The following is a 20312-nucleotide window of genomic DNA, read 5'->3' as shown; positions in this document are numbered from 1 at the left end:
GACTATGGAAATGCAGAAATTAAATGATTGGATTAATAATCCTGAACTTTTGGGGAATGAAACTCTTGACGAGTTACGTTCCATTATATTGCGTTATCCATATTTTCAGACTGCTTGGTTGTTGTTGCTCAAGAACCTTTATTTACTTGACAGTCCTTCTTTTAAAGATGAATTGAGACGCGGCGCACTATATGTAGCCGATTTGAGTATTTTGTTTTATTTCATTGAAGGCAGTAAATTCTCTGCTCCAAAGCATGAATTTGATGGCTCTGAAAAACATGTTGTCCACGATAGAACTCTTGATTTGATAGACAGATTTCTGTCGGAAATTCCTAATGACAAGGGATTATCTCCAGAACTATCTCTTCCGGCTGATACTGTAATGGATTATTCATCATTGTTGTTGCTTAAATCAAATGATGGATATAAAGATGAAACTGTCAGCGAAACTCTTCCACTTAAAGGACAGAGTCTGATAGATGACTTTATTGAAAAATCTGAAACAGGAATGCTGTCTTCATATAATAGAAAGAGTGAAAATACAGAGGATGTGGATGAGTTTTGTGATGAAGAGCTTGAAGCGACGGAAGACGATTATATGGATGTCACTACTGAAGCAACTGATGAGGCAGATGTCAAGACTGTGGAAGATAGTGGTGATGACAAATATCTTACTGAGACATTAGCCAAAATATATGTTAAACAGCAAAGATATGATAAAGCTCTGGAAATTATTAAAAAATTAAATTTGAAATATCCAAAAAAAAATGCTTACTTTGCAGACCAAATAAGATTTTTGGAAAGATTGATTATTAACGCTAAATCAAAATAAAAGAAAATGTATTTATTATTTATTGTATTGATTGTGCTTGCAGCATTGTTACTATGCTTTGTTGTAATGATACAGAATTCTAAAGGTGGAGGCTTGGCTTCCAGTTTTGCATCATCAAACCAGATTATGGGTGTTCGTAAGACAACTGATTTTATTGAAAAACTGACATGGGGACTTGCTGCTTTCATGGTAGTAATCAGCATTGCTGCTACTTATGTAATACCACAGGCCGCTGAAAACTCTTCAGTTATCATGAAACAGGCTGTAGAAGAACAGAGTACTAATCCTTTGAATGCACCTGCAGGTTTTGCTGCTCCTCAGGCTGATGATGCGGCTGCTGCTCCTGCAACAGGTGATTCTGCACAATAATATCGATTAAGAAAGAATTAAATCATAATGTCATTCATGAACATGTAAAGTTTGTGGATGACATTTTTTTTGTAATATATGAAAACACTTAATGACAAGAGCCGTAATGTGGCAATAGATGCATTGCGAGGTTTTGCCGTGATGGGAATAATACTTCTCCATAACATTGAACATTTCAATTTTTATTCATTCCCTGATGCTGCAAATGAAACTACAAAGGCTTTGGATACAACTTTGTGGGATATGATGTTCTTTGCTTTTTCGGGTAAGACATACGCTATTTTTGCATTGTTGTTTGGCTTTACCTTTTATTTACAGAGCCGAAGTTCGGAAAAGAGGGGAGAAGATTTCAGAAACAGATATATGTGGAGACTGTTGCTGCTTCTCGGTTTTGGATTTATCAATGCGGCATTTTTCCCGGGGGAGATTCTTGTACTATATGCTCTGGTTGGTTTGGTCTTGGTCCCGGTCAGGCATTGGGGTAATAAAGCTCTTTTTGCTATGGCTGTGTTCCTCATGCTTCAGCCTGTTGAATGGGTAAAGGTATTATATTCTGTATTTAATCCATTGGAAAATCCTCAGCAGATGATATTCTCTTTAGGGGATGTTTATCCTCAGCTTGGAGGACATTCCTTTTGGGAAATGGTTAAGGTTAACTTAGTAACCGGTCAGCTTGCCAGTCTTAACTGGGCATGGTGCTACGGTCGTGTGTTCCAGACTGCATCATTGTTTATGTTGGGAATTCTTTTGGGAAGACTTGGATATTTTGATGCTTCATCGGATGATTCTCTGCGTAAGTCAAGGGATTTTTGGGTTAAAGTTTTATGTATCTCATTGCCTTTAACATTGGTAATGTATTATTTCAAGGAATTTGTTTATACTCAGATTGAAATCAAGTTTATGCTTTCTTCGCTGAAGACAGTATTGAACTCTTGGTATAATTTCTTCTTTATGTTATGTATTGTGGCTTCATTCCTGTTACTTTATTGGACATGCGGTGGAAAGGTTCAGAGAATACTTGCTCCATACGGAAGGATGAGTCTTACTGATTATGTATCACAATCCGTTATAGGTAGTTTCCTTTATTTCGGTTATGGTCTTGAGCTTCATAAGGTGTGTGGTACGACATATAGTCTTTTGGTTGGAATTGTTTTCCTGGCTTTACAGGTTACTTTTGCCCACTGGTGGTTCAAGCATTTTAAGAGAGGTCCGCTTGAAACTGTATGGCACAAACTTACATGGATAGGTAAAGCGAGATAAGATTTATATACCAGTAAAAAATAAAGAGTAATATCATTTTCCGTTCCTGACGGTTGAGATATTACTCTTTAATATTTTTATCAGTTGTTGACTACTTGTTTATCTTGCTCCAAGTGTCTTTCAGTGATACTGTTCTGTTGAACACTAAATGTTCAGGAGTAGAATCCTTATCCACGTTGAAGTAACCGATACGTTGGAACTGCAGATAATACAATGGTTTGGCTTCGGCAAGGAACTTCTCTACATAACATTCGTTCAGTATTGTCAGAGAGTTAGGATTTATCATTTCTTTCATTGCCTCAAGTGGAGAACAATCTTTTGCCTCGCGGATAGCTGCCATTTCATCGCGTGGATTTTCTACTTTCCACAAGCGGTCGTATAGTCGGACTTCAGCTTTCAGGCAGTGGTTGCAGCTTACCCAGTGGAGTGTTCCTTTTACTTTACGATTTGCTTCAGGCATACCGCTCTTTGTGTTTGGATCGTATTCGGCATATACTTCTATGATGTTGCCATTCTCGTCTTTCTTGCATCCTGTACATCTCACGATGTAAGCATTTTTCAGTCTCACTTCCTGTCCTGGAGTCATACGGAAATATTTCTTAGGAGCATCTTCCATAAAGTCTTCACGTTCCATCCACAGTTCACGGCTGAATTCGATGATGTGAGTTCCTGAGTTCGGATCTTCAGGGTTGTTGATGGCTTCCATTTCTTCTACCTTCCCTTCAGGATAGTTTGTGATAACCAGTTTTACAGGATTAATCACGGCAGAAACACGTGTCGCGCGGGCGTTCAAGTCTTCGCGTACGGCACTTTCAAGCAATGCGAAGTCGTTTAGTGCATCGTATGTAGTATATCCGATTTTATCTACAAAGTTTCTGATGGACTCAGGAGAATAACCACGGCGACGGAATCCGCAGATAGTCGGCATACGTGGGTCGTCCCATCCGTTTACCAAACCTTCCTTAACCAATGTCAGGAGGTTACGCTTACTCATAAGTGTGTAACTCAGATTAAGTTTGTTGAATTCATATTGGTGCGGACGGTGGTCGTCAAGGTCTTTTCCATCTTTTACCCAATCAACAAATAAATCGTAAAGCGGACGGTGTACTACAAATTCCAGTGTGCATAATGAGTGAGTCACTCCTTCGAAGTAGTCGCTCTGTCCGTGAGCGAAGTCATACATAGGATATGCCTTCCACTTGTCGCCAGTACGGTGGTGAGGAGTTTTCACCACACGGTAAATGATAGGGTCGCGGAAATGCATGTTAGGATTTGCCATGTCAATTTTGGCACGCAGAACCATCTTTCCTTCTTCTATTTCGCCGTTGTTCATTTTCATGAACAGGTCAAGATTTTCTTCGATAGGACGGTCGCGGTACGGACTATTGGTTCCAGGCTGAGTCGGTGTACCTTTCTGTGCCGCTATTTCTTCAGAGCTTTGTTCGTCTATATATGCTTTTCCTTCTTTAATCAATTTGATGGCGAAATCCCAAAGCTGCTGGAAATAGTCGGATGCATAATATTCGTTTCCCCACTGGAATCCCAACCATTGGATGTCTTCCTTTATAGCCTCGACATATTCTACATCTTCTTTAGTCGGATTTGTATCATCAAAGCGAAGGTTACATACACCTCCGTATTTCTTTGCTATTCCGAAGTCCATGCATATTGCTTTGGCATGTCCTATATGAAGGTAACCGTTTGGTTCCGGTGGAAAACGTGTTTGAATTCTTCCATCGTTCTTACCTTCTCTCAAGTCTTTTTCTACGATTTGTTCGATGAAGTTCAGGCTTTTCTTTTCTGAACTTTCGGTAGCTTTTATTTCAGTCATAGTTGTTGTTTTACAATAATGTGCAAAAATAGTGATTTCTTTTTATATTAAGTGTTTTATTGGTTTATAATTCGGATTTTGATGGAATCTTTCTTCGATAAGGAGTTGGTTATAATAGTATCTTTTGCCTCTATATTAATAAGGAATGTTATGTCCTAAAAATATTTTGTTTAATAATTATATATGATATTTAAAATTAATATAACAGATTTTGGTTTATTCGTAAAATCTTATTATCTTTGTCAATAAGCAAAAATGAGGGTGAAATGTTCTTGAAATGCACTGGATATGCGGTAAAAACGCAAAATATGTTTTATGACATCTTTTTTTATTTGGTCAATCCAAAAAAACGCCCCATCTTTGTGCCGTTATCCTGAAAACAATCTTTTTACCTTAAGAAAAAAAAACTAATACCTATTGAAAACTTGAAAAAGGCTCTTTGTGAAAAGGGCCTTTTTTTATGCCTTCTTCTATCCTTTTTCATTGTAAATATGTACTTTTGTAAAAAATATCAATAAATATGTCTCAACCATTAGCAGAACGATTGCGTCCAAGAACTTTGGATGAATATATTGGTCAAAAACATTTGGTAGGTCAAGGGGCGGTCCTAAGAAAAATGATTGATTCAGGACGAATCTCATCGTTTATATTGTGGGGACCTCCCGGTGTCGGTAAAACTACTTTGGCGCAGATTATTGCCAATAAGCTTGAAGTTCCTTTTTATACTCTGAGTGCAGTTACTTCTGGAGTGAAGGATGTGCGTGATGTGATTGAGAAAGCAAGCAGTAGCCGCTTCTTTTCACAACAGAGCCCTATTTTATTCATTGATGAAATCCATCGTTTCAGCAAATCGCAGCAAGATTCATTGTTGGGAGCAGTCGAGAGGGGAGTAGTTACGCTGATAGGGGCTACTACTGAGAATCCGTCATTCGAAGTTATACGTCCGTTACTTTCACGCTGTCAGCTTTATGTGCTGAAATCGTTGGAGAAAGATGATTTGTTGGAGCTTCTGCACAATGCTGTTGAACGTGACAATGTACTGAGAGAAAGGAAAGTCATATTCAGGGAAACAGATGCCATATTGAGATATTCAGGAGGAGACGCCAGAAAATTGCTGAATATTCTGGAACTTGTAGTTGAGGCAGACAGCGATACACCTGTCGAAATTACTGATGAGAAAGTAATGGAGCGTCTGCAACAGAATCCTTTGGCTTACGACAAGGAAGGCGAAATGCACTACGATATAATATCCGCATTCATAAAGTCTATACGTGGCAGCGATCCTGATGGGGCCCTTTACTGGCTTGCCCGTATGGTAGAAGGTGGCGAAGATCCGGCTTTCATAGCCAGACGACTGGTTATTTCCGCTTCTGAGGACATTGGATTGGCAAACCCAAATGCGCTTCTGTTGGCAAATGCTGCTTTCGATGCCGTAATGAAAATAGGATGGCCCGAAGGTAGAATTCCTTTGGCTGAGGCAACTGTATATCTTGCCACAAGCCCGAAAAGTAATTCGGCATACGAAGGTATAAATTCTGCTATTGAAATGGTACGGCAGACAGGTAATCTCCCTGTTCCTTTACATTTAAGAAATGCTCCAACAAAGTTGATGAAACAGCTTGGATATGGTAAAGACTATAAATATGCACACGCTTACAAAGGAAATTTTGTCAAGCAGCAGTTCCTGCCGGATGATATGAAAGATACTCGTATCTGGCATGCCCAGGAGAATCAGTCCGAGCAGAAGTTAAAGGAAAGGATGATTCAATTATGGGGAGACAGATTTAAAAACTGAATATGTAATTAATTTTTTAATAGAAGATAATGAAAATAGTAGTATTGGATGGATTTACAATGAATCCCGGAGATTTGTCATGGAATGAACTGGAAAAGTTGGGCTCATTGAGTGTTTATGACAGAACATCTGCCGATCAGGTTGTAGAACGTTCTGCTGATGCTGAAGCTGTTCTTACAAACAAGACAGTATTAGACGCATCTACATTGCGTTCGCTCCCAAAATTGAAATATGTAGGAGTCTTGGCAACAGGATATAATGTAGTCGATATAAATACGGCTAAGGAGTTGGGCATTGTCGTAACAAACATTCCTGCATACAGTACAGAGTCTGTAGCACAAATGGTTTTTGCACATATTCTGAATATTACACATCGTGTAGGACGTTATGCCGATGAGGCTCATTCCGGTGTATGGAGTAGGAATCCTGATTTTTCATATACCAACAGTCCTCTAATGGAGTTGGCCGGAAAGAAAATAGGTATTATCGGATTTGGTAATACAGGTTCTGCGACAGCACGCATAGCATTGGCTTTCGGTATGGAAGTATTGGTATATACCAGCAAACCACAGTCAGCTCTTCCTCATGGCATGATTAAAGTTGCTTCTATAGATGAGATATTCAGTAAGTCTGATATTGTGAGTCTGCATTGTCCGCTTAACAATGAGACATCTGAGATTGTCAACTCAAGACATCTTGCTTTGATGAAGAAAACGTCAATCCTTATCAATACTGGACGTGGCGGACTGGTGAATGAAAACGACTTGGCTGAAGCCTTGAAATCAGCCCGTATTAAAGCTGCAGGAATTGATGTTATGGTTAATGAACCGCCAATGGAAAACAATCCTTTGTTGGGAATTGAAAATTGCTTCATAACCCCTCACATAGCTTGGGCAACATACGAGGCGAGAACACGCCTGATGAATCAGACAGTAAAGAATCTGGAAAGTTTTATCGAAGGTAATGTTATAAATAATGTAGCAAAATAATTATGACAAAAGAAGAAAGAATAGAAAAAGCTGTATCACTTTTCAAAGAGGGATACAACTGTTCGCAGTCGGTTGTAGCAGCTTTTGCGGACATGTATGGATTTACTCCTGAACAGGCGCTTAAGATGTCGGCGGCTTTTGGTGGAGGAATAGGACGTATGCGCGAAACTTGTGGCGCTGCTTGCGGTATGTTTATGCTTGCAGGTCTGGAAAAAGGAGCTGTTGTAGGTGCCGATCGTGAAGGAAAGGCTGCGACTTATGCCCTTGTGCAGGAACTTGCCGCAAAATTCAAGGAAGAGAATGGCGCTTTACGCTGTGCCGACCTTTTGGGGTTATCAAAGAGAGAACCTATTGTTTCTACTCCGGAGGCAAGAACCGACGCATATTATGCCAAACGTCCTTGTGCAAAGATGGTCGAGACGGCTGCACGTATCTGGGCAGATTATATTTATTCTCAAAAGGATTAATACATATAAAAAAAAGATACTCTTACCAATCGCTATTGATAAGAGTATCACAACACAAAAACTAAACTAGACTTAACTAAACTATTTAAATGAGAAGTTTCACAACTTCTGTTCTTTATTCATTTGCAAATATATGTTTTTTAATAACAAAAACAAAAAAAAGAATGGTTTTTTTACCCGGATTTCTGTAAAAAAGTTGAAAGTGTAACTATTTCTTTAGATTGTATGTTTATTAACATAATCCTGTAGCATCGTTTTGTAAGTTTCAGAAATCGGTATATATTCTTTGCCGAAAACAATCCTTCCTTTGTCTATTATTTTTATCTTTTGTTTTTGTACTATAAACGAACGGTGAACGCGTAAAAAACGCTCTGCAGGTAGTCTCTCTTCAAGTGCTTTCATACTTATTAGCGATAGTATAGGACGTGGATTGTCTTCAGTATAGATTTTTACATAATCTTTCAGCCCTTCGATATATAGTATTTTATCCAGCTCAATTTGTATTAACTTATAATCACTTTTTACGTAAATATATTCAGAACTTTCCGGTTGAAGGTTTGTTTTTTCGCTTTCTGCTTTTAGTTTCAAATTAAACCATTCTATTGCTCTTCCTACTGCTTCACTGAAATCAGCATAGCTTATAGGTTTAAGCAGATAGTCGAGTGCATTTGCCCTGTAACCGTCTATAGCGTATTGTTCGAAAGCTGTTGTAAACACTATTCTTGTTTTCTCAGGAACCATTTTCGAGAACTCTAAACCGTTGAGTTCAGGCATCTGTATATCCAGGAACAGCAAATCCACTGGATTGTCTGGCAGCATCTTCATAGCTTGAACAGCACTCGAATATGTTCCGCACAGTTCAAGTGTGGGAGTTTTCTTGACGTATCCGGCTATCAGACCCAATGCCAAAGGTTCGTCGTCAATGATTGCACATTTTATTGTCATGTTTTCTTTAGTTTTTTGGTGTTATTGATATATGTGAATTGTAAACTGTATCGTTTTCGCTGAGCCAGCATTCCCATTCGTATTGTCCAGGGTAAAGCAGTTGCAGTCTTTTTCCTACTTGTTCCAACCCGATTCCTGATCCGCTTTTATCTGTAACGTTTTTAGGATGGTTACTGTTCTGGATATTGCAGATGATTTTATTGTCGTCTTCTTCGATGTTAATCTTTATGAAACTGTTTTCGGTTGGCGAAATTCCGTGTTTGAAAGCGTTTTCAATCAGTGAGATGAATATCAGTGGTGCTACAGGTGTCTGGCTGTTCTCCTTTATTTTGAAAACAGTCTCTATCGTTACATCTTCCGATACTCTTATCCTCATCAGCTCAATGTAGTTTTTAATGAAGTCTATTTCCTTTTTCAAGGGTACGTACATTGACTGGTTGTCATATAACACATATCTCAAAAGTTTGCTGAGTTCCTGCACTGCCTGTTGTGCCTTGTCGGAATCTATCGCAATCAGTGCATATATATTGTTAAGTGTGTTAAGCAGGAAATGAGGATTCAGTTGGTTTCTCAGATTACGTAATTCGGCCTCTGTCATACTCTTTACCGCTTCGCGTCGTGCCGCCTCGGTTTCGTTCCATCTGATACTTAGTCTGATTGCTACACTAAGCCCTGCCGAGAATATCATGCTGGCTACATCTCTAATAATGAATATTATTTTTGATGGAGGGTTGTGTCTTATCATTTCAGGTGGAGGTGGTTGTATATGCATTTCGTTCCACCATCTGATCACTACAGAGAAGGCTATGATTATTATCAGATTTGAAATGAGAAACTTCTTTTTATGTTCCTCAAACAATAATTTTGGTATGAGTATGAAGTAGTTAATATAGAATATACTGAAAAGAGATGCCGGTACGATAATGAATCGCATAAAGGCGCTCCAGTTTATGCTTCCGCTTTCACTTTGTGCCATTATTATTGGAAATCCGAAAAACAGTATCCAGCAGAATACATGTATAAATATTTCCAATAAACGGTAATTCTGGTTCTTGGCTGTCATAAATCATTAGGTTTATTCGGTTATACAAAAATAATTGAATATTACTTATTGTGCAACCCTGAATTTTGTAATTTTCATAGTTATATTTCTTAGTAAGTACTTAGAAAGCAGTACTGATGCACTTCAGATGGAGTACATTCAGTACTGCTGAAAAGGAAACCAAAGTTATGAAGAACAAAATTGTTCCAGATGATATAGAATGAAGTTGTATTATATACTTTTATTCGTATCTTAACGCCTCAATTGGGTCGAGCGACGCAGCTTTCTTGGCTGGATACCATCCGAAGAAAACCCCGGTTAAGGTACATACGGCAAATGAAAGCAGTACGCTCCACGGCTGGATGAATACAGGCCAGTTTGCAACTGTCTTTATTATGAAAGATGCCCCACAGCCTAATATTACCCCTATAAGTCCACCTGTTATACTTATCAGAACAGACTCGATAAGGAACTGCGAAAGAATATCTATTCCTCTTGCTCCAACGGACATACGCAAACCTATTTCTCTGGTACGTTCTGTAACAGATACGTACATGATGTTCATGATACCGATACCTCCGACTACAAGCGATATTCCCGCAATGCAGGCTAACAGTGTAGTCATCAAATCCGTTGTTGTGTTAAGCATGGAGCTGAGTTCCTGTTGTGTTCTGATTGTGAAATCATCGTCATCCTGTTCTTTCAGTTTGTGCTCTCTGCGTAAGATGTTCGTTATTTCATCCACAGCCTCCTCAGTCATATCCTCTGTCAGGGCAGACGCGAATACTCCGCTTAGGTAGGTTTGTGCAAGAAGTCGTTTCATAACGGTGGAATATGGTGCAAGTACTACGTCGTCCTGGTCCATACCCATAGAGTTGTATCCTTTCGATTCAAGTACTCCCACAACTCTTAGTGGTACCTGATTACATCTTATTACTTTTCCTATTGGGTCTGTTCCGTCAGGAAACAGGTTTTCGACTATTGTAGAACCTATTACACATACCTTAGCTGCTGTACGGATGTCTTCTTCCGTAAACATTTCTCCCTGTTCTATCTTCAGCTGACGGATGTCTAAGTAGCCTATGCTAACTCCGCTTACAGACGACGGATAGTTGTTTGCCCCCGAAATGAGTTGTCCGCTTGCAGAAACGTTAGGGCTTATTGCTGACAGATAGACACATTCGTCTCTCAGTGTTTCGTAGTTTTCAAGTTTCAGTGTCTGCATAGATGATGGGTCCTGCCTTACACCGCCACGCATTTCTCCTCCCGGGTGTATCATTATCATGTTCGAGCCCATCTCGGAGATTTGTTTCTGTATGCTACGTTTTGAACCCTGACCTATGGCAAGCATGGCAATTACGGATGCCACGCCTATTATTATACCAAGCATCGTAAGGAAAGCCCTCAGCTTGTTATTGGCCAGCGCCCTGATAGCTATTTTAAAAAGATTAGTTCCGTTCATTATAAATTCTTTTTATTTGTTAGATATCAGTCTTCGTCGTTTTTCGGCAGTGCAGCCAAAGCTTCTGCCGCCGAAAGAATATTATTGTTTACGGTATCTTCTATGACATGTCCGTCGCGCAAACGAATATTGCGGCTGCTGTACATTGCCAGTTCCGGATTGTGGGTGACGAATATGATAGTTCTTCCTTCGGCATGAAGTTTCTGGAAGAGTACAAGAATCTCGAATGATGTACGAGTGTCCAGGTTACCTGTCGCTTCGTCGGCAAGTATTACTGCCGGGTTGTTTACCAGTGCTCTGGCTATTGCTACACGCTGCATCTGACCTCCCGACATCTGGTTTGACTTATGTTCCAGTCTGTCGCCCAGACCTACTGCTATCAATGCTTCGATGGCTCTTCGGCGTCTCTCTGCTGCCGAAACAGCCGGATTGTACATAAGAGGCAATTCAACATTTTCTACAGCCGTGGTTTTTGGCAGAAGGTTATAGTTCTGAAATACGAAACCGATTTTTCTGTTTCTCAGGATAGCCCTTTGAGGCTTGCTCATTGTCCTTACTGATACGCCGTCCAGCAGATATTCGCCGCTGGTTGGCGTGTCAAGACATCCTAATGTATTCAGTAATGTTGATTTACCGGATCCTGATGTACCCATGATGGTGACAAACTCACCTTCTTCGATGCTGAAAGATACTCCTCTGAGCGCATGGACAGTCTCGTCTCCCACCTGGAAGTTACGTTTTATGTTTTGCAATTCTATTACTGTTTTGCCCATGATGTTTTGTCCTTTCCAATCAATGTTATTTCTTTTTGTTGTTTCTTCCCGGAGGGCCTGGCATGAATGGGTTCTGTTCTCCTTCACCGCCTTCTTCAGGCATCATCTCAGGCATTTCGCTTTTTACTACAGTTTCGGTCACTATTTCTGTGCCTTCGGAAATTCCTGAGATAATTTCAGTGTTCGAGCCGTCGTTCATTCCGGTCTTGACCGGGTGTGCTGTGAATGATGTAGCGTCCATCGTCCATACTTTCTTTGGCGAGTCGCAGTCCTTTATGGTTTTGCCACCGGCAATTTTCTTGTCCGGATTGAATCTGAGGGCTTTATTAGGAACTACAAGTACATTTTCGCGTGTATCTGTGAAGATAGTCACATTGGCTGTAAGTCTTGGCTTAAGCTTTAGTTCAGGGTTGTCAGCTGTTATGACCACCTCGTATGTCACTACAGTCTCAGAAGTGGTGCTTGTAGATGAACTGCTGTTAGTGCTTCCTAAGCGGATTTGTTTTACTCTTCCTTCGAACACATCGTCAGGATAAGCATCTACAGTAAATGTAACTCTTGCGCTGTCTTTCACTCCTGCTATGTCGGCTTCGTCCACATCGGCTACAACCTGCATCTTGGTCAGGTCGGCGGCAATGGTGAAAAGGGTAGGAGTTTCAAATCCTGAAGCCACAGTCTGTCCGGCTTCAACTTCGCGGCTTGTCACAACTCCGTTGATAGGCGATGTGATTGTGGTGTACGACAAGTTTCTCTGTGCTTTTGCCAGTGCTGCCTTGCTTTGGTCGTATGCGCTTTTGGCGCGGCGGTAGTTGTATTCGTATTGTTCGTATTCGGTGTCGCTTATCAGTTGCTTGGAGTATAACTTTTTGTTTCTTTCGTAAAGTTTTTCCTGATATATATATTCAGCCTCTGCACCGTCGTATGTAGCTTGCGCTGACTGTAAGTCGCTTATTAATGTTACCCGGTCCATTTCGGCAATTACCTGTCCCGCCTTAACTTCGGAGTTGTAGTCAACATAAATCTTATCGATTATACCGGATACCTGCGTACCTACTTCCACTTCAGTTACAGGTTCAATGGTTCCGGTAGCTGTTATTGAATTGCTGATTGTGCCTTTTTGAACTACAGAAGTGGAGAAGCTGATTGTCTGGCTTGCTTTCTTTCCACCGAATATCCACATTCCGGCTCCTGCCAGCACTATTACAGCAGCTGCGCTGATGAAAACTTTTTTCTTGTTCATATTATATCTTCGTTTACCGTTTGTTTATAGATTGATTTCATTTCCTGCATAAAAATCGAGCAAAGTTCTGTTCAGTATAGCCATGTATTTTGCCTGTACCCTTTGCTGTTGTGCGCTGAGCAGGTTGTTTTTTTCTGTAAGCAGTTCCACTGTATTTTTAATGCCGAGGTTGAACTGTTCGCTTACCATGTCGAAACTTGTCTGACTGCTTTTCAGTTTGCTGTCGGCGGCTTCATACTGTTGCTGCGCGTTCAGTGCGTCCAGCCATAGTGTTTCAATGGTGGAATACAATTCTTTTTGTTTGTTTATTAAATCCAGCTGTAAAGAGCTGTAGCTTATCTGAGCTTTTTGAACAGCGCTTTTTGTTTGTCTGTTGTTGAATATTGGTAAGCTCAGATTTATACCTATCATATTGTTCCAGCCGTATTTCATCTGCTCTGCCCAGTTGTTGGTACTGGCATTGTTTGTCATACTCGATGTAGAAGCCGAAAGACTGATTGTAGGGAAATATCCGGCTTTTGCGGTCTTGATATTAAGTTTTGCATTGTCGATGCTGAGCTTGCTGCTTTGAATTTCCGGACGTGTAGTCAGAGCGGTGTTATATACATCAATCTGGCTTGGCAGTACAGCTAACACATCTTTGTCGTCAAGTTCCGGCAAGTCGAGAATCATTTCCGCGCTGCCATCAAGTTCAAGAAGCTGTTTAAGCTGGAGTTTATAGTTCCTCAGTGAGCTTTCTGCAGTTACCAGCTGATATTTGTCGTTGCTGGCCTGAGCCTCAAGCTGTGCAAGGTCGGCTTTCGACAGACTACCTTCGTTGAATAGCTCTACACCACGTTTATATGTGGCCTCGCTTACTTCAAGTGTGTTTTTGTTTATCTCCACCGATTCGTCGGCATAAAGAATCTTTACGAAAAGTTTTGTTATTTCCTCTCGCAGCATATTCTCTGTTTCGGCTACGGTCAATCCTGCTATTTCCTTGTTTGATTTTTGCAGTTTGATATTATTCAGTCTCTGACCTCCGTTCCACAGAGTCCACTGTGCATTCAGGTTGTAGCTTCCGTTGTATGTAGTATTGTTGTCGCTGGTAATGATTTCAGTTCCGCTTACCGTTGCGCTTGTCTCCTGATACGGACGGTTTACGATGTTATGTCCTGTAGAAAATGACAGGCTTGGGAATAGCGATGCCTTTGCCGATTTCACGTCAATATCCGTTTCTTCCAGTGAAAGTTTGTTCTGCTGCAATTGAATATTTTTTTCCAAAGCATAGTCAATGCAGTCTTTCAGAGTCCAGGTCTTACTCTCCTGTGCCTGTATGGCAAAACAGGATGATAAAGCTGCGATAATTAATAAATCTCGTTGTCTCATTTTTACTGTATTCTTTATTTTTCACTATGCAAATGTATCTCTATTATATATTTATGGCAAAAAAGATATATTTAGGTCCGATTTCTATGGATAAATACTTGATTTTTCACGATAAATCATTTACTTTGTAATCATTATAAAAATATACGTTTGTTAATTATGAATATAATAGGAATTTATAGATTTTATGCGGATGGTTTCAGGTCGATGACTACAGGTCGTATACTATGGATTATAATCCTGGTGAAACTGTTTGTGATGTTCTTTATAATCAAACTTTTCTTTTTCCCTTCTTTCCTTAAAGACAAATCAACGGAGGAAAAACAGAATTATGTAGGCAATGAATTGATTATGCGATCGTCAGACTTTTATGCGAAATAATTAATCAAACTAACTTAATAAAACTTTATTTTATGATTGAAGCTATTGACACTTCTTTGATTGATTGGTCGAGGGCACAGTTTGCCCTTACGGCCATGTATCACTGGCTGTTTGTTCCTCTCACACTCGGTCTGGCTGTGATAATGGGAACAATGGAAACCGTTTATTACCGTACGGGTAATGAGTTCTGGAAGCGTACAGCCAAGTTCTGGATGAAACTTTTCGGTATCAACTTTGCCGTAGGTGTTGCTACCGGACTTATTCTTGAGTTCCAGTTCGGAACCAACTGGAGTAATTATTCGTGGTTTGTGGGCGATATATTCGGTGCCCCGTTGGCTATTGAAGGAATTCTGGCATTCTTTATGGAGGCTACATTCATTGCCGTTATGTTCTTCGGATGGGAGAAGGTGAGCCGCCGTTTCCACCTTGCATCTACATGGCTCACCGGACTTGGAGCTACGATTTCGGCATGGTGGATATTGGTTGCCAATTCGTGGATGCAATATCCCGTAGGCATGGAGTTCAATCCTGATACCATGCGTAATGAGATGGTAGATTTTATGTCCGTAGCATTCTCGCCTGTGGCAGTAGTAAAATTCTTCCATACAGTGATAAGCAGCTGGATTTTAGGAGCTGTGTTTGTGGTGGGAGTGAGCTGCTGGTATCTGATAAAGAAACGTGAGAAAGAGTTTGCCAAGGCAAGCATAAAGGTAGCTTCTGCCGTAGGTCTGTTTGCGTCTATTGTTACGGCAGCAACAGGCGACCAGTCGGCATATCAGGTGGCGCAGGTACAACCTATGAAACTTGCGTCAATGGAAGCACTTTATGATGGAAGCTCGCATGCTCCTCTCACTGTGGTAGGTCCGGTAGAAATACCCGAAATGCTTTCCGTACTAGCCACACATAGTGCAGACGGTTTTGTTCCCGGTATAAACGATATCATGAAAGGCGGATATAAACTTTCCGATGGTACAAAGGCACTTTCTGTAGGTGAAAAGATTGAACGTGGAAAGATGGCAATCAAGGCATTGGCTGATTATAGAGAAGCTAAAAAAGAAGGCAACTCTGAGGAGATGGAAACATCGCTGAACATACTTAACGAGAATATGCCATATTTCGGTTACGGATATATCAAAGATACATCCACGCTGGTGCCAAATGTAAATCTAATGTTCTGGTCATTCCGCGTGATGGTAGGTTTGGGAATGTATTTCATTGTTCTGTTTGCTGTCATGATGTTCCTCACATGGAAGAAGACATGCAATGTGGATTATCACAACTGGCTGCTGTGGCTGGGATTGTGGAGCATTCCTCTGGCATACATCGCCAGCCAGGCAGGATGGATAGTTGCCGAAGTGGGACGTCAGCCATGGACCATTCAGGATATGCTGCCTGTAGATGCAGCTATCTCAAGGCTTGAAACCGGCTCTGTGCAGACTACATTCTTTATATTCCTCATCATGTTCACCGTACTTCTGATAGCAGAGATAGGAATAATGCTAAAGGCAATCAAACACGGTCCGGAGGAGAGATAACACAATATTGTTTTGATAAATATTATTTACATCTGATATGGAATCTACATATATATTCTTACAGCACTACTGGTGGTTCATTGTTTCACTGCTGGGTGCAATACTGGTGTTCCTGCTGTTCGTGCAGGGAGGAAATTCTTTGATTTACCGCATAGGGCAGACCGAAGAAGAGAGAAAGATGCTTGTAAACTCAACAGGCAGAAAGTGGGAATTCACGTTTACCACTCTTGTAACCTTCGGCGGAGCATTCTTTGCTTCCTTCCCGTTGTTCTACAGCACAAGTTTCGGCGGAGCATACTGGCTGTGGATGATAATACTTTTCACTTTTGTGCTTCAGGCAGTGTCGTATGAGTTTCAGTCTAAGCTTGGTAACTTGTTAGGTAAGCGCACATATCATTTTTTCCTTATACTGAACGGAATCATGGGACCTATATTGCTCGGTATGGCAGTATCAACATTTTTCTATGGTTCTAACTTCGAGGTAACCAAGGATAATCTTACAGAGATGGGCATGCCTGTCATCAGTACTTGGTCCAACGGATGGCACGGGCTTGATGCCTTTGCCGAACCGTGGAATCTCGTTCTCGGTATGGCTGTATTCTTCCTTGCAAGACTTCTTGGGGGAATGTATTTCATCAACAATATAGATAATGAACCGATAAATACCCGTTGTCGCCGGCAGTTGATTTCCGATGCAGTGCCTTTCCTTCTGTTCTTCCTGGCATACGTGATACGCACATTGCTGAAAGACGGATTTGCCGTAAATCCCGAAACTCAGACGATAGTGATGGAGCCGTACAAGTATTTCAACAATTTCGTTGATATGCCATATCTTCTTGTTATGTTCCTGATAGGTGTGGTATGCGTGTTGTATGGATTGGGAAAGAGCATATTGGTTTCAACATATAAGAAAGGTATATGGTTCTCCGGTATAGGAACTGTCCTTACAGTCCTTGCTCTATTGCTTGTAGTTGGATATAAGAATACAGCCTACTATCCTTCACTTACAGATATGCAGAGTTCACTGACTATATCCAACAGCTGCTCCAGCCTGTTCACTCTCAAGACCATGGCATACGTGTCAATTCTTGTTCCGTTCGTGCTGGCATACATAATCTATGCATGGCGTGCAATCGACCGTAAATCGATTACTGCGGACGAGATAAAGAATGACGACCATGCATATTGATGGTTGATAAATTATGAAGTTAAGGGAAGTTAGATAAAAAACATATTGTTTTAACCTCTCTAACTTCTCTTAACTTCCCTAACTTCTTAACTCCCTAACTTCTCATCCAAGAAGCACCTTCTGTATAGCATCCTTCAATGCTGGTTTAGGCATAGCACCCTGTGCCATCTGTGGAGCACCCGTCATAGGCACGAAGAGCAGTGTAGGTACGCTGCGTATAGCGAACAGTCCGGCCAGTTCCTCTTCCTGGTCAACATCTATCTTGTAGATGTCAATCTTTCCGTCGTATTCTTCAGCCAGTTCGTCCAGTACCGGAGCAAGCATCTTGCAAGGTCCGCACCATGTGGCATAGAAGTCAATCAGAGCAGGACGCTCACCCAGGAACTTCCATTCGTTAGGGTTAGCTTCATAGTTGGCTACTTTATTCAGGAATTCTTCTTTAGTCAAATGTTTTGCTTTCATAGATAATACGTCAGGCACAGATAGCCCTGAACGAATCGCAGAGGATAAAGGAACTTGTATCGGACGAGACGGGTACGATGACCGGTAGTCTGAGGATAGGAATACTTCCTACAATAGCCCCGTACCTGGTACCTGACTTCATTCACCATTTCCGTGGCGCACACCCCCATGTAAATCTCTCTATCGACGAGAAAGAAAACGCCTCCCTTGTGCGCGAGCTTCGTTTCGGCAATATCGACATAGCCATTTCCACATTGCCGGAGGATAGGGAAGGAATACTCGAAATACCTGTCTATATAGAAAAGTTTGTGGCATATTTCTCTTCGGAGTGCAGTCAGGCACAAAAGATAATAGCAAGCGGAAGCCTTCCCGCCGAACAGATGTGGATACTGAGGGAAGGACATTGCGTGCCGAACGGCGCGATGAACTTCTGCAAGAACAAGGATATAGGGAACCATATCTACGAGGCCGACAGTATAGAAACACTTGTCAGGATAGTTGATCGTAACGGCGGTTATACCATTATTCCGGAACTTCACATCCCTTTTCTGTCTGAGAATCAGAAAGATAATGTAGTACATCTGAACGTCAATCCTCCCGCACAGCGTTGTATATCCATCCTCATTAAGGACGATTTCATAAGGGAACGTGCGGTAAATGCCGTACTGGAAACATTGAAATCTATTATTCCGGACTATATGATGGAGGAAAGACTCAAAAAACATAAGATAAAACTTCGGTAAACAGTTGGCGTTACACGTTCGTGTTCCGCGTGTGACACGAATGTGTTACTCTCGTTGCACGTTCGTGTTCCGCGCGTTACACGTACGTGTAACTGTAATTATATCTGTATGTATAAATATAGTATTACTAAAATAATTCCTAAAAACTCTTATTACGCTAAACAAAAAGGCGTTGCCACTTTTTTATGTTTATAAACTTATCAAATAAGGATAAGTAAAAAGACTTAGACGAACTAATTTATGCTATATTTGAAATAAATTGATTGTTTTAATTCTATTAAAAAAACAAATTATTAATTATGGCAACGATAAAAGTGAAATTTCGTCCTTCATCTGCTCGTAATGACGAAGGGACAATATTCTATCGTGTAATACATGATAGAGTAGTTAGACAAGTTACTACAGGCTACAAGTTATCAAAGGCAGAGTGGAATATATTGGAAAGAGATATATCACTTTCGGAAAATGAAGAAAAATGCAGTAGCAATCTTTTTTCATTGAAAAAGCATATAAATGATGATTTGGCAAAATTCAAGAGTCTAATATCTGTGTTTGAATCGTCCGGACAGAGCTATACGGCAGATGATATAATATCGTCATACACAAGGAAAGAAAACAACGGCAATTTTATATCCTTTATCCATGATACCATACAGCAACTGAAGTTGGTTGGTCGTTTGCGTACTGCAGAAACATATTCTACAGCTTTAAACAGCTTTTCCAGATTTTGCAGTTTGCGTGGTGATGTTGATTTTAATGATATAGATGCGACTCTCATGATGGAGTATGAGAATTATTTAAAATCCAACGGACTTATTCCTAATACAATATCATTCTACATGCGTAATTTGCGTGCGGTTTACAATCGTGCTGTAGAGAAAGGTATTACAGTACAGCGCAATCCATTCAGATACGTCTATACCGGTGTTGATAAAACAGTAAAGCGTGCTTTGTCTGTAAGTATGATCAGAAAAATCCGTGATTTGGATTTACGGAAGTCTCCTTCAATGGATTATGCCCGCGATATATTTATGTTCAGTTTTTATACCCGTGGAATGTCATTTGTTGATATGGCTTATTTAAAAAAGAAAGATCTTCAGCATGGAGTCTTGTCATATCGGCGTCAGAAAACCAATCAGCAGTTGTTTATCAAATGGGAAAAACCAATGCAGCAAATTATTGATAAATATGATACTTCCCAGACACCTTATTTGCTCCCAATAATAAAAGATGTCAATTCTGATGCCCGTCGTCAATATCATAATGCTTCACACTTGGTTAATGCAAAGCTAAAGAAGATAGGTGTTGACCTTGGATTGCCGGTGGTTCTTACTTCTTATGTAGCTCGTCATACGTGGGCTAGTGTGGCGCGTAGTAAAAACATTTCATTATCAGTTATCAGTGAGGCAATGGGTCACGATTCAGAAAACACAACACGAATATATTTGGCATCTTTGGATATGTCTGTTATTGACAAAGCAAATGAAATAATATTAAAATCATTGTAAATATAAACTAGACTAAGTATAGCTATTTATTTGTGAAAATATGATGCTTTTGCAGCTGTTTTTTGTTCATATTATAAATACTTCTCTTTATAAGAGAAGTATTTTTTTATATTGCAAAGGT

19 protein-coding genes are annotated in these 20312 nt (G+C 40.4%); 11 read left to right on the top strand and 8 right to left on the bottom strand.

What is annotated here, in order from left to right; genetic code table 11:
* Positions 1-4: 4 nt before the first annotated feature.
* The 3 genes from H6A27_RS03245 (at position 5) to H6A27_RS03235 (ending at position 2461) form a co-directional block, all read left to right on the top strand.
* Complete coding sequence (locus H6A27_RS03245; RefSeq protein WP_204507653.1) at positions 5-832, top strand: tetratricopeptide repeat protein; 828 nt, start codon at positions 5-7, stop codon at positions 830-832.
* 6 nt (positions 833-838) lie between these two features.
* Positions 839-1201 (top strand): preprotein translocase subunit SecG, encoded by a 363-nt coding sequence (gene secG, locus H6A27_RS03240; RefSeq protein WP_204401131.1) that lies wholly within the window; start codon positions 839-841, stop codon positions 1199-1201.
* A gap of 78 nt (positions 1202-1279) precedes the next feature.
* Positions 1280-2461, top strand: a complete 1182-nt coding sequence (locus H6A27_RS03235) for a DUF418 domain-containing protein (protein ID WP_204507652.1) — start codon at positions 1280-1282, stop codon at positions 2459-2461.
* Positions 2462-2552: 91 nt separating this feature from the next.
* On the opposite strand, the gene H6A27_RS03230 is transcribed toward H6A27_RS03235, so the two are convergent.
* On the bottom strand, positions 2553-4292 hold the full coding sequence (locus H6A27_RS03230; protein ID WP_204507651.1) for a glutamine--tRNA ligase/YqeY domain fusion protein: 1740 nt from the start codon (positions 4290-4292) through the stop codon (positions 2553-2555).
* A gap of 520 nt (positions 4293-4812) precedes the next feature.
* On the opposite strand from H6A27_RS03230, the gene H6A27_RS03225 reads away from it, so the two are divergent.
* From H6A27_RS03225 to H6A27_RS03215, 3 genes are read left to right on the top strand one after another with little or no spacing between them, the layout of a single operon-like run.
* A complete protein-coding gene (locus H6A27_RS03225) occupies positions 4813-6087 on the top strand; it encodes a replication-associated recombination protein A (protein ID WP_204507650.1) in 1275 nt (424 codons plus the stop codon).
* A gap of 29 nt (positions 6088-6116) precedes the next feature.
* Positions 6117-7076 (top strand): D-2-hydroxyacid dehydrogenase, encoded by a 960-nt coding sequence (locus tag H6A27_RS03220; RefSeq protein ID WP_204507649.1) that lies wholly within the window; start codon positions 6117-6119, stop codon positions 7074-7076.
* Between the two features lie 2 nt (positions 7077-7078).
* Positions 7079-7543 (top strand): C-GCAxxG-C-C family protein, encoded by a 465-nt coding sequence (locus tag H6A27_RS03215; RefSeq protein WP_204401141.1) that lies wholly within the window; start codon positions 7079-7081, stop codon positions 7541-7543.
* A gap of 216 nt (positions 7544-7759) precedes the next feature.
* Here the strand turns inward: H6A27_RS03215 and H6A27_RS03210 are convergent, their stop codons facing one another.
* The 6 genes from H6A27_RS03210 to H6A27_RS03185 form a co-directional block, all read right to left on the bottom strand.
* Positions 7760-8488, bottom strand: a complete 729-nt coding sequence (locus tag H6A27_RS03210) for a LytR/AlgR family response regulator transcription factor (protein ID WP_204507648.1) — start codon at positions 8486-8488, stop codon at positions 7760-7762.
* 7 nt (positions 8489-8495) lie between these two features.
* On the bottom strand, positions 8496-9551 hold the full coding sequence (locus tag H6A27_RS03205; RefSeq protein ID WP_204507647.1) for a sensor histidine kinase: 1056 nt from the start codon (positions 9549-9551) through the stop codon (positions 8496-8498).
* 220 nt (positions 9552-9771) lie between these two features.
* Positions 9772-10992 (bottom strand): ABC transporter permease, encoded by a 1221-nt coding sequence (locus H6A27_RS03200; RefSeq protein WP_204401147.1) that lies wholly within the window; start codon positions 10990-10992, stop codon positions 9772-9774.
* Between the two features lie 26 nt (positions 10993-11018).
* A complete protein-coding gene (locus H6A27_RS03195) occupies positions 11019-11765 on the bottom strand; it encodes an ABC transporter ATP-binding protein (protein ID WP_204401149.1) in 747 nt (248 codons plus the stop codon).
* A gap of 25 nt (positions 11766-11790) precedes the next feature.
* Positions 11791-13005 (bottom strand): efflux RND transporter periplasmic adaptor subunit, encoded by a 1215-nt coding sequence (locus tag H6A27_RS03190; RefSeq protein ID WP_204401151.1) that lies wholly within the window; start codon positions 13003-13005, stop codon positions 11791-11793.
* A 24-nt stretch (positions 13006-13029) separates the two neighbouring features.
* Positions 13030-14373 carry a TolC family protein gene (locus H6A27_RS03185; protein WP_204507646.1) on the bottom strand — a complete coding sequence of 448 codons (1344 nt, stop codon included), beginning with the start codon at positions 14371-14373 and terminating at the stop codon, positions 13030-13032.
* A 159-nt stretch (positions 14374-14532) separates the two neighbouring features.
* Between H6A27_RS03185 and H6A27_RS03180 the strand changes: the two genes are divergently transcribed.
* From H6A27_RS03180 to cydB, 3 genes are read left to right on the top strand one after another with little or no spacing between them, the layout of a single operon-like run.
* Complete coding sequence (locus H6A27_RS03180) at positions 14533-14754, top strand: DUF4492 domain-containing protein (RefSeq protein WP_204507645.1); 222 nt, start codon at positions 14533-14535, stop codon at positions 14752-14754.
* Between the two features lie 32 nt (positions 14755-14786).
* Positions 14787-16289 (top strand): cytochrome ubiquinol oxidase subunit I, encoded by a 1503-nt coding sequence (locus H6A27_RS03175; protein WP_204507644.1) that lies wholly within the window; start codon positions 14787-14789, stop codon positions 16287-16289.
* Positions 16290-16326: 37 nt separating this feature from the next.
* Positions 16327-17478: a cytochrome d ubiquinol oxidase subunit II gene (cydB, locus tag H6A27_RS03170; protein ID WP_204507643.1), complete on the top strand. Its 1152-nt coding sequence runs from the start codon at positions 16327-16329 to the stop codon at positions 17476-17478.
* 102 nt (positions 17479-17580) lie between these two features.
* Here cydB and trxA read toward each other — a convergent pair whose 3' ends face one another.
* Positions 17581-17940 (bottom strand): thioredoxin, encoded by a 360-nt coding sequence (gene trxA, locus H6A27_RS03165; RefSeq protein WP_204401161.1) that lies wholly within the window; start codon positions 17938-17940, stop codon positions 17581-17583.
* A gap of 77 nt (positions 17941-18017) precedes the next feature.
* On the opposite strand from trxA, the gene H6A27_RS03160 reads away from it, so the two are divergent.
* Together H6A27_RS03160 and H6A27_RS03155 are read left to right on the top strand one after the other, a co-directional pair.
* The gene (locus H6A27_RS03160; RefSeq protein WP_204507642.1) at positions 18018-18683 is read left to right on the top strand and encodes a LysR substrate-binding domain-containing protein; all 666 of its coding nucleotides are present in this window, start codon (positions 18018-18020) and stop codon (positions 18681-18683) included.
* A gap of 299 nt (positions 18684-18982) precedes the next feature.
* Positions 18983-20191, top strand: coding sequence for a tyrosine-type recombinase/integrase (locus tag H6A27_RS03155; protein WP_204507641.1), 1209 nt, complete (start codon positions 18983-18985; stop codon positions 20189-20191).
* Positions 20192-20312 lie beyond the last annotated feature (121 nt).

It is taken from the genome of Bacteroides caecigallinarum (assembly GCF_016902295.1).
Classification (GTDB): Bacteria; Bacteroidota; Bacteroidia; order Bacteroidales; family Bacteroidaceae; genus Phocaeicola; species Phocaeicola caecigallinarum_A.
This window is presented reverse-complemented; position numbering and strand designations above follow the sequence as displayed.

Coding starts and splice junctions, on each gene's coding strand:
- H6A27_RS03245 (WP_204507653.1), top strand. CDS start 5: ATGGAAATGCAGAAATTAAATGATTGGATTAATAATCCTGAACTTTTG.
- secG (WP_204401131.1), top strand. CDS start 839: ATGTATTTATTATTTATTGTATTGATTGTGCTTGCAGCATTGTTACTA.
- H6A27_RS03235 (WP_204507652.1), top strand. CDS start 1,280: ATGAAAACACTTAATGACAAGAGCCGTAATGTGGCAATAGATGCATTG.
- H6A27_RS03230 (WP_204507651.1), bottom strand. CDS start 4,292: ATGACTGAAATAAAAGCTACCGAAAGTTCAGAAAAGAAAAGCCTGAAC.
- H6A27_RS03225 (WP_204507650.1), top strand. CDS start 4,813: ATGTCTCAACCATTAGCAGAACGATTGCGTCCAAGAACTTTGGATGAA.
- H6A27_RS03220 (WP_204507649.1), top strand. CDS start 6,117: ATGAAAATAGTAGTATTGGATGGATTTACAATGAATCCCGGAGATTTG.
- H6A27_RS03215 (WP_204401141.1), top strand. CDS start 7,079: ATGACAAAAGAAGAAAGAATAGAAAAAGCTGTATCACTTTTCAAAGAG.
- H6A27_RS03210 (WP_204507648.1), bottom strand. CDS start 8,488: ATGACAATAAAATGTGCAATCATTGACGACGAACCTTTGGCATTGGGT.
- H6A27_RS03205 (WP_204507647.1), bottom strand. CDS start 9,551: ATGACAGCCAAGAACCAGAATTACCGTTTATTGGAAATATTTATACAT.
- H6A27_RS03200 (WP_204401147.1), bottom strand. CDS start 10,992: ATGAACGGAACTAATCTTTTTAAAATAGCTATCAGGGCGCTGGCCAAT.
- H6A27_RS03195 (WP_204401149.1), bottom strand. CDS start 11,765: ATGGGCAAAACAGTAATAGAATTGCAAAACATAAAACGTAACTTCCAG.
- H6A27_RS03190 (WP_204401151.1), bottom strand. CDS start 13,005: ATGAACAAGAAAAAAGTTTTCATCAGCGCAGCTGCTGTAATAGTGCTG.
- H6A27_RS03185 (WP_204507646.1), bottom strand. CDS start 14,373: ATGAGACAACGAGATTTATTAATTATCGCAGCTTTATCATCCTGTTTT.
- H6A27_RS03180 (WP_204507645.1), top strand. CDS start 14,533: ATGAATATAATAGGAATTTATAGATTTTATGCGGATGGTTTCAGGTCG.
- H6A27_RS03175 (WP_204507644.1), top strand. CDS start 14,787: ATGATTGAAGCTATTGACACTTCTTTGATTGATTGGTCGAGGGCACAG.
- cydB (WP_204507643.1), top strand. CDS start 16,327: ATGGAATCTACATATATATTCTTACAGCACTACTGGTGGTTCATTGTT.
- trxA (WP_204401161.1), bottom strand. CDS start 17,940: ATGAAAGCAAAACATTTGACTAAAGAAGAATTCCTGAATAAAGTAGCC.
- H6A27_RS03160 (WP_204507642.1), top strand. CDS start 18,018: ATGACCGGTAGTCTGAGGATAGGAATACTTCCTACAATAGCCCCGTAC.
- H6A27_RS03155 (WP_204507641.1), top strand. CDS start 18,983: ATGGCAACGATAAAAGTGAAATTTCGTCCTTCATCTGCTCGTAATGAC.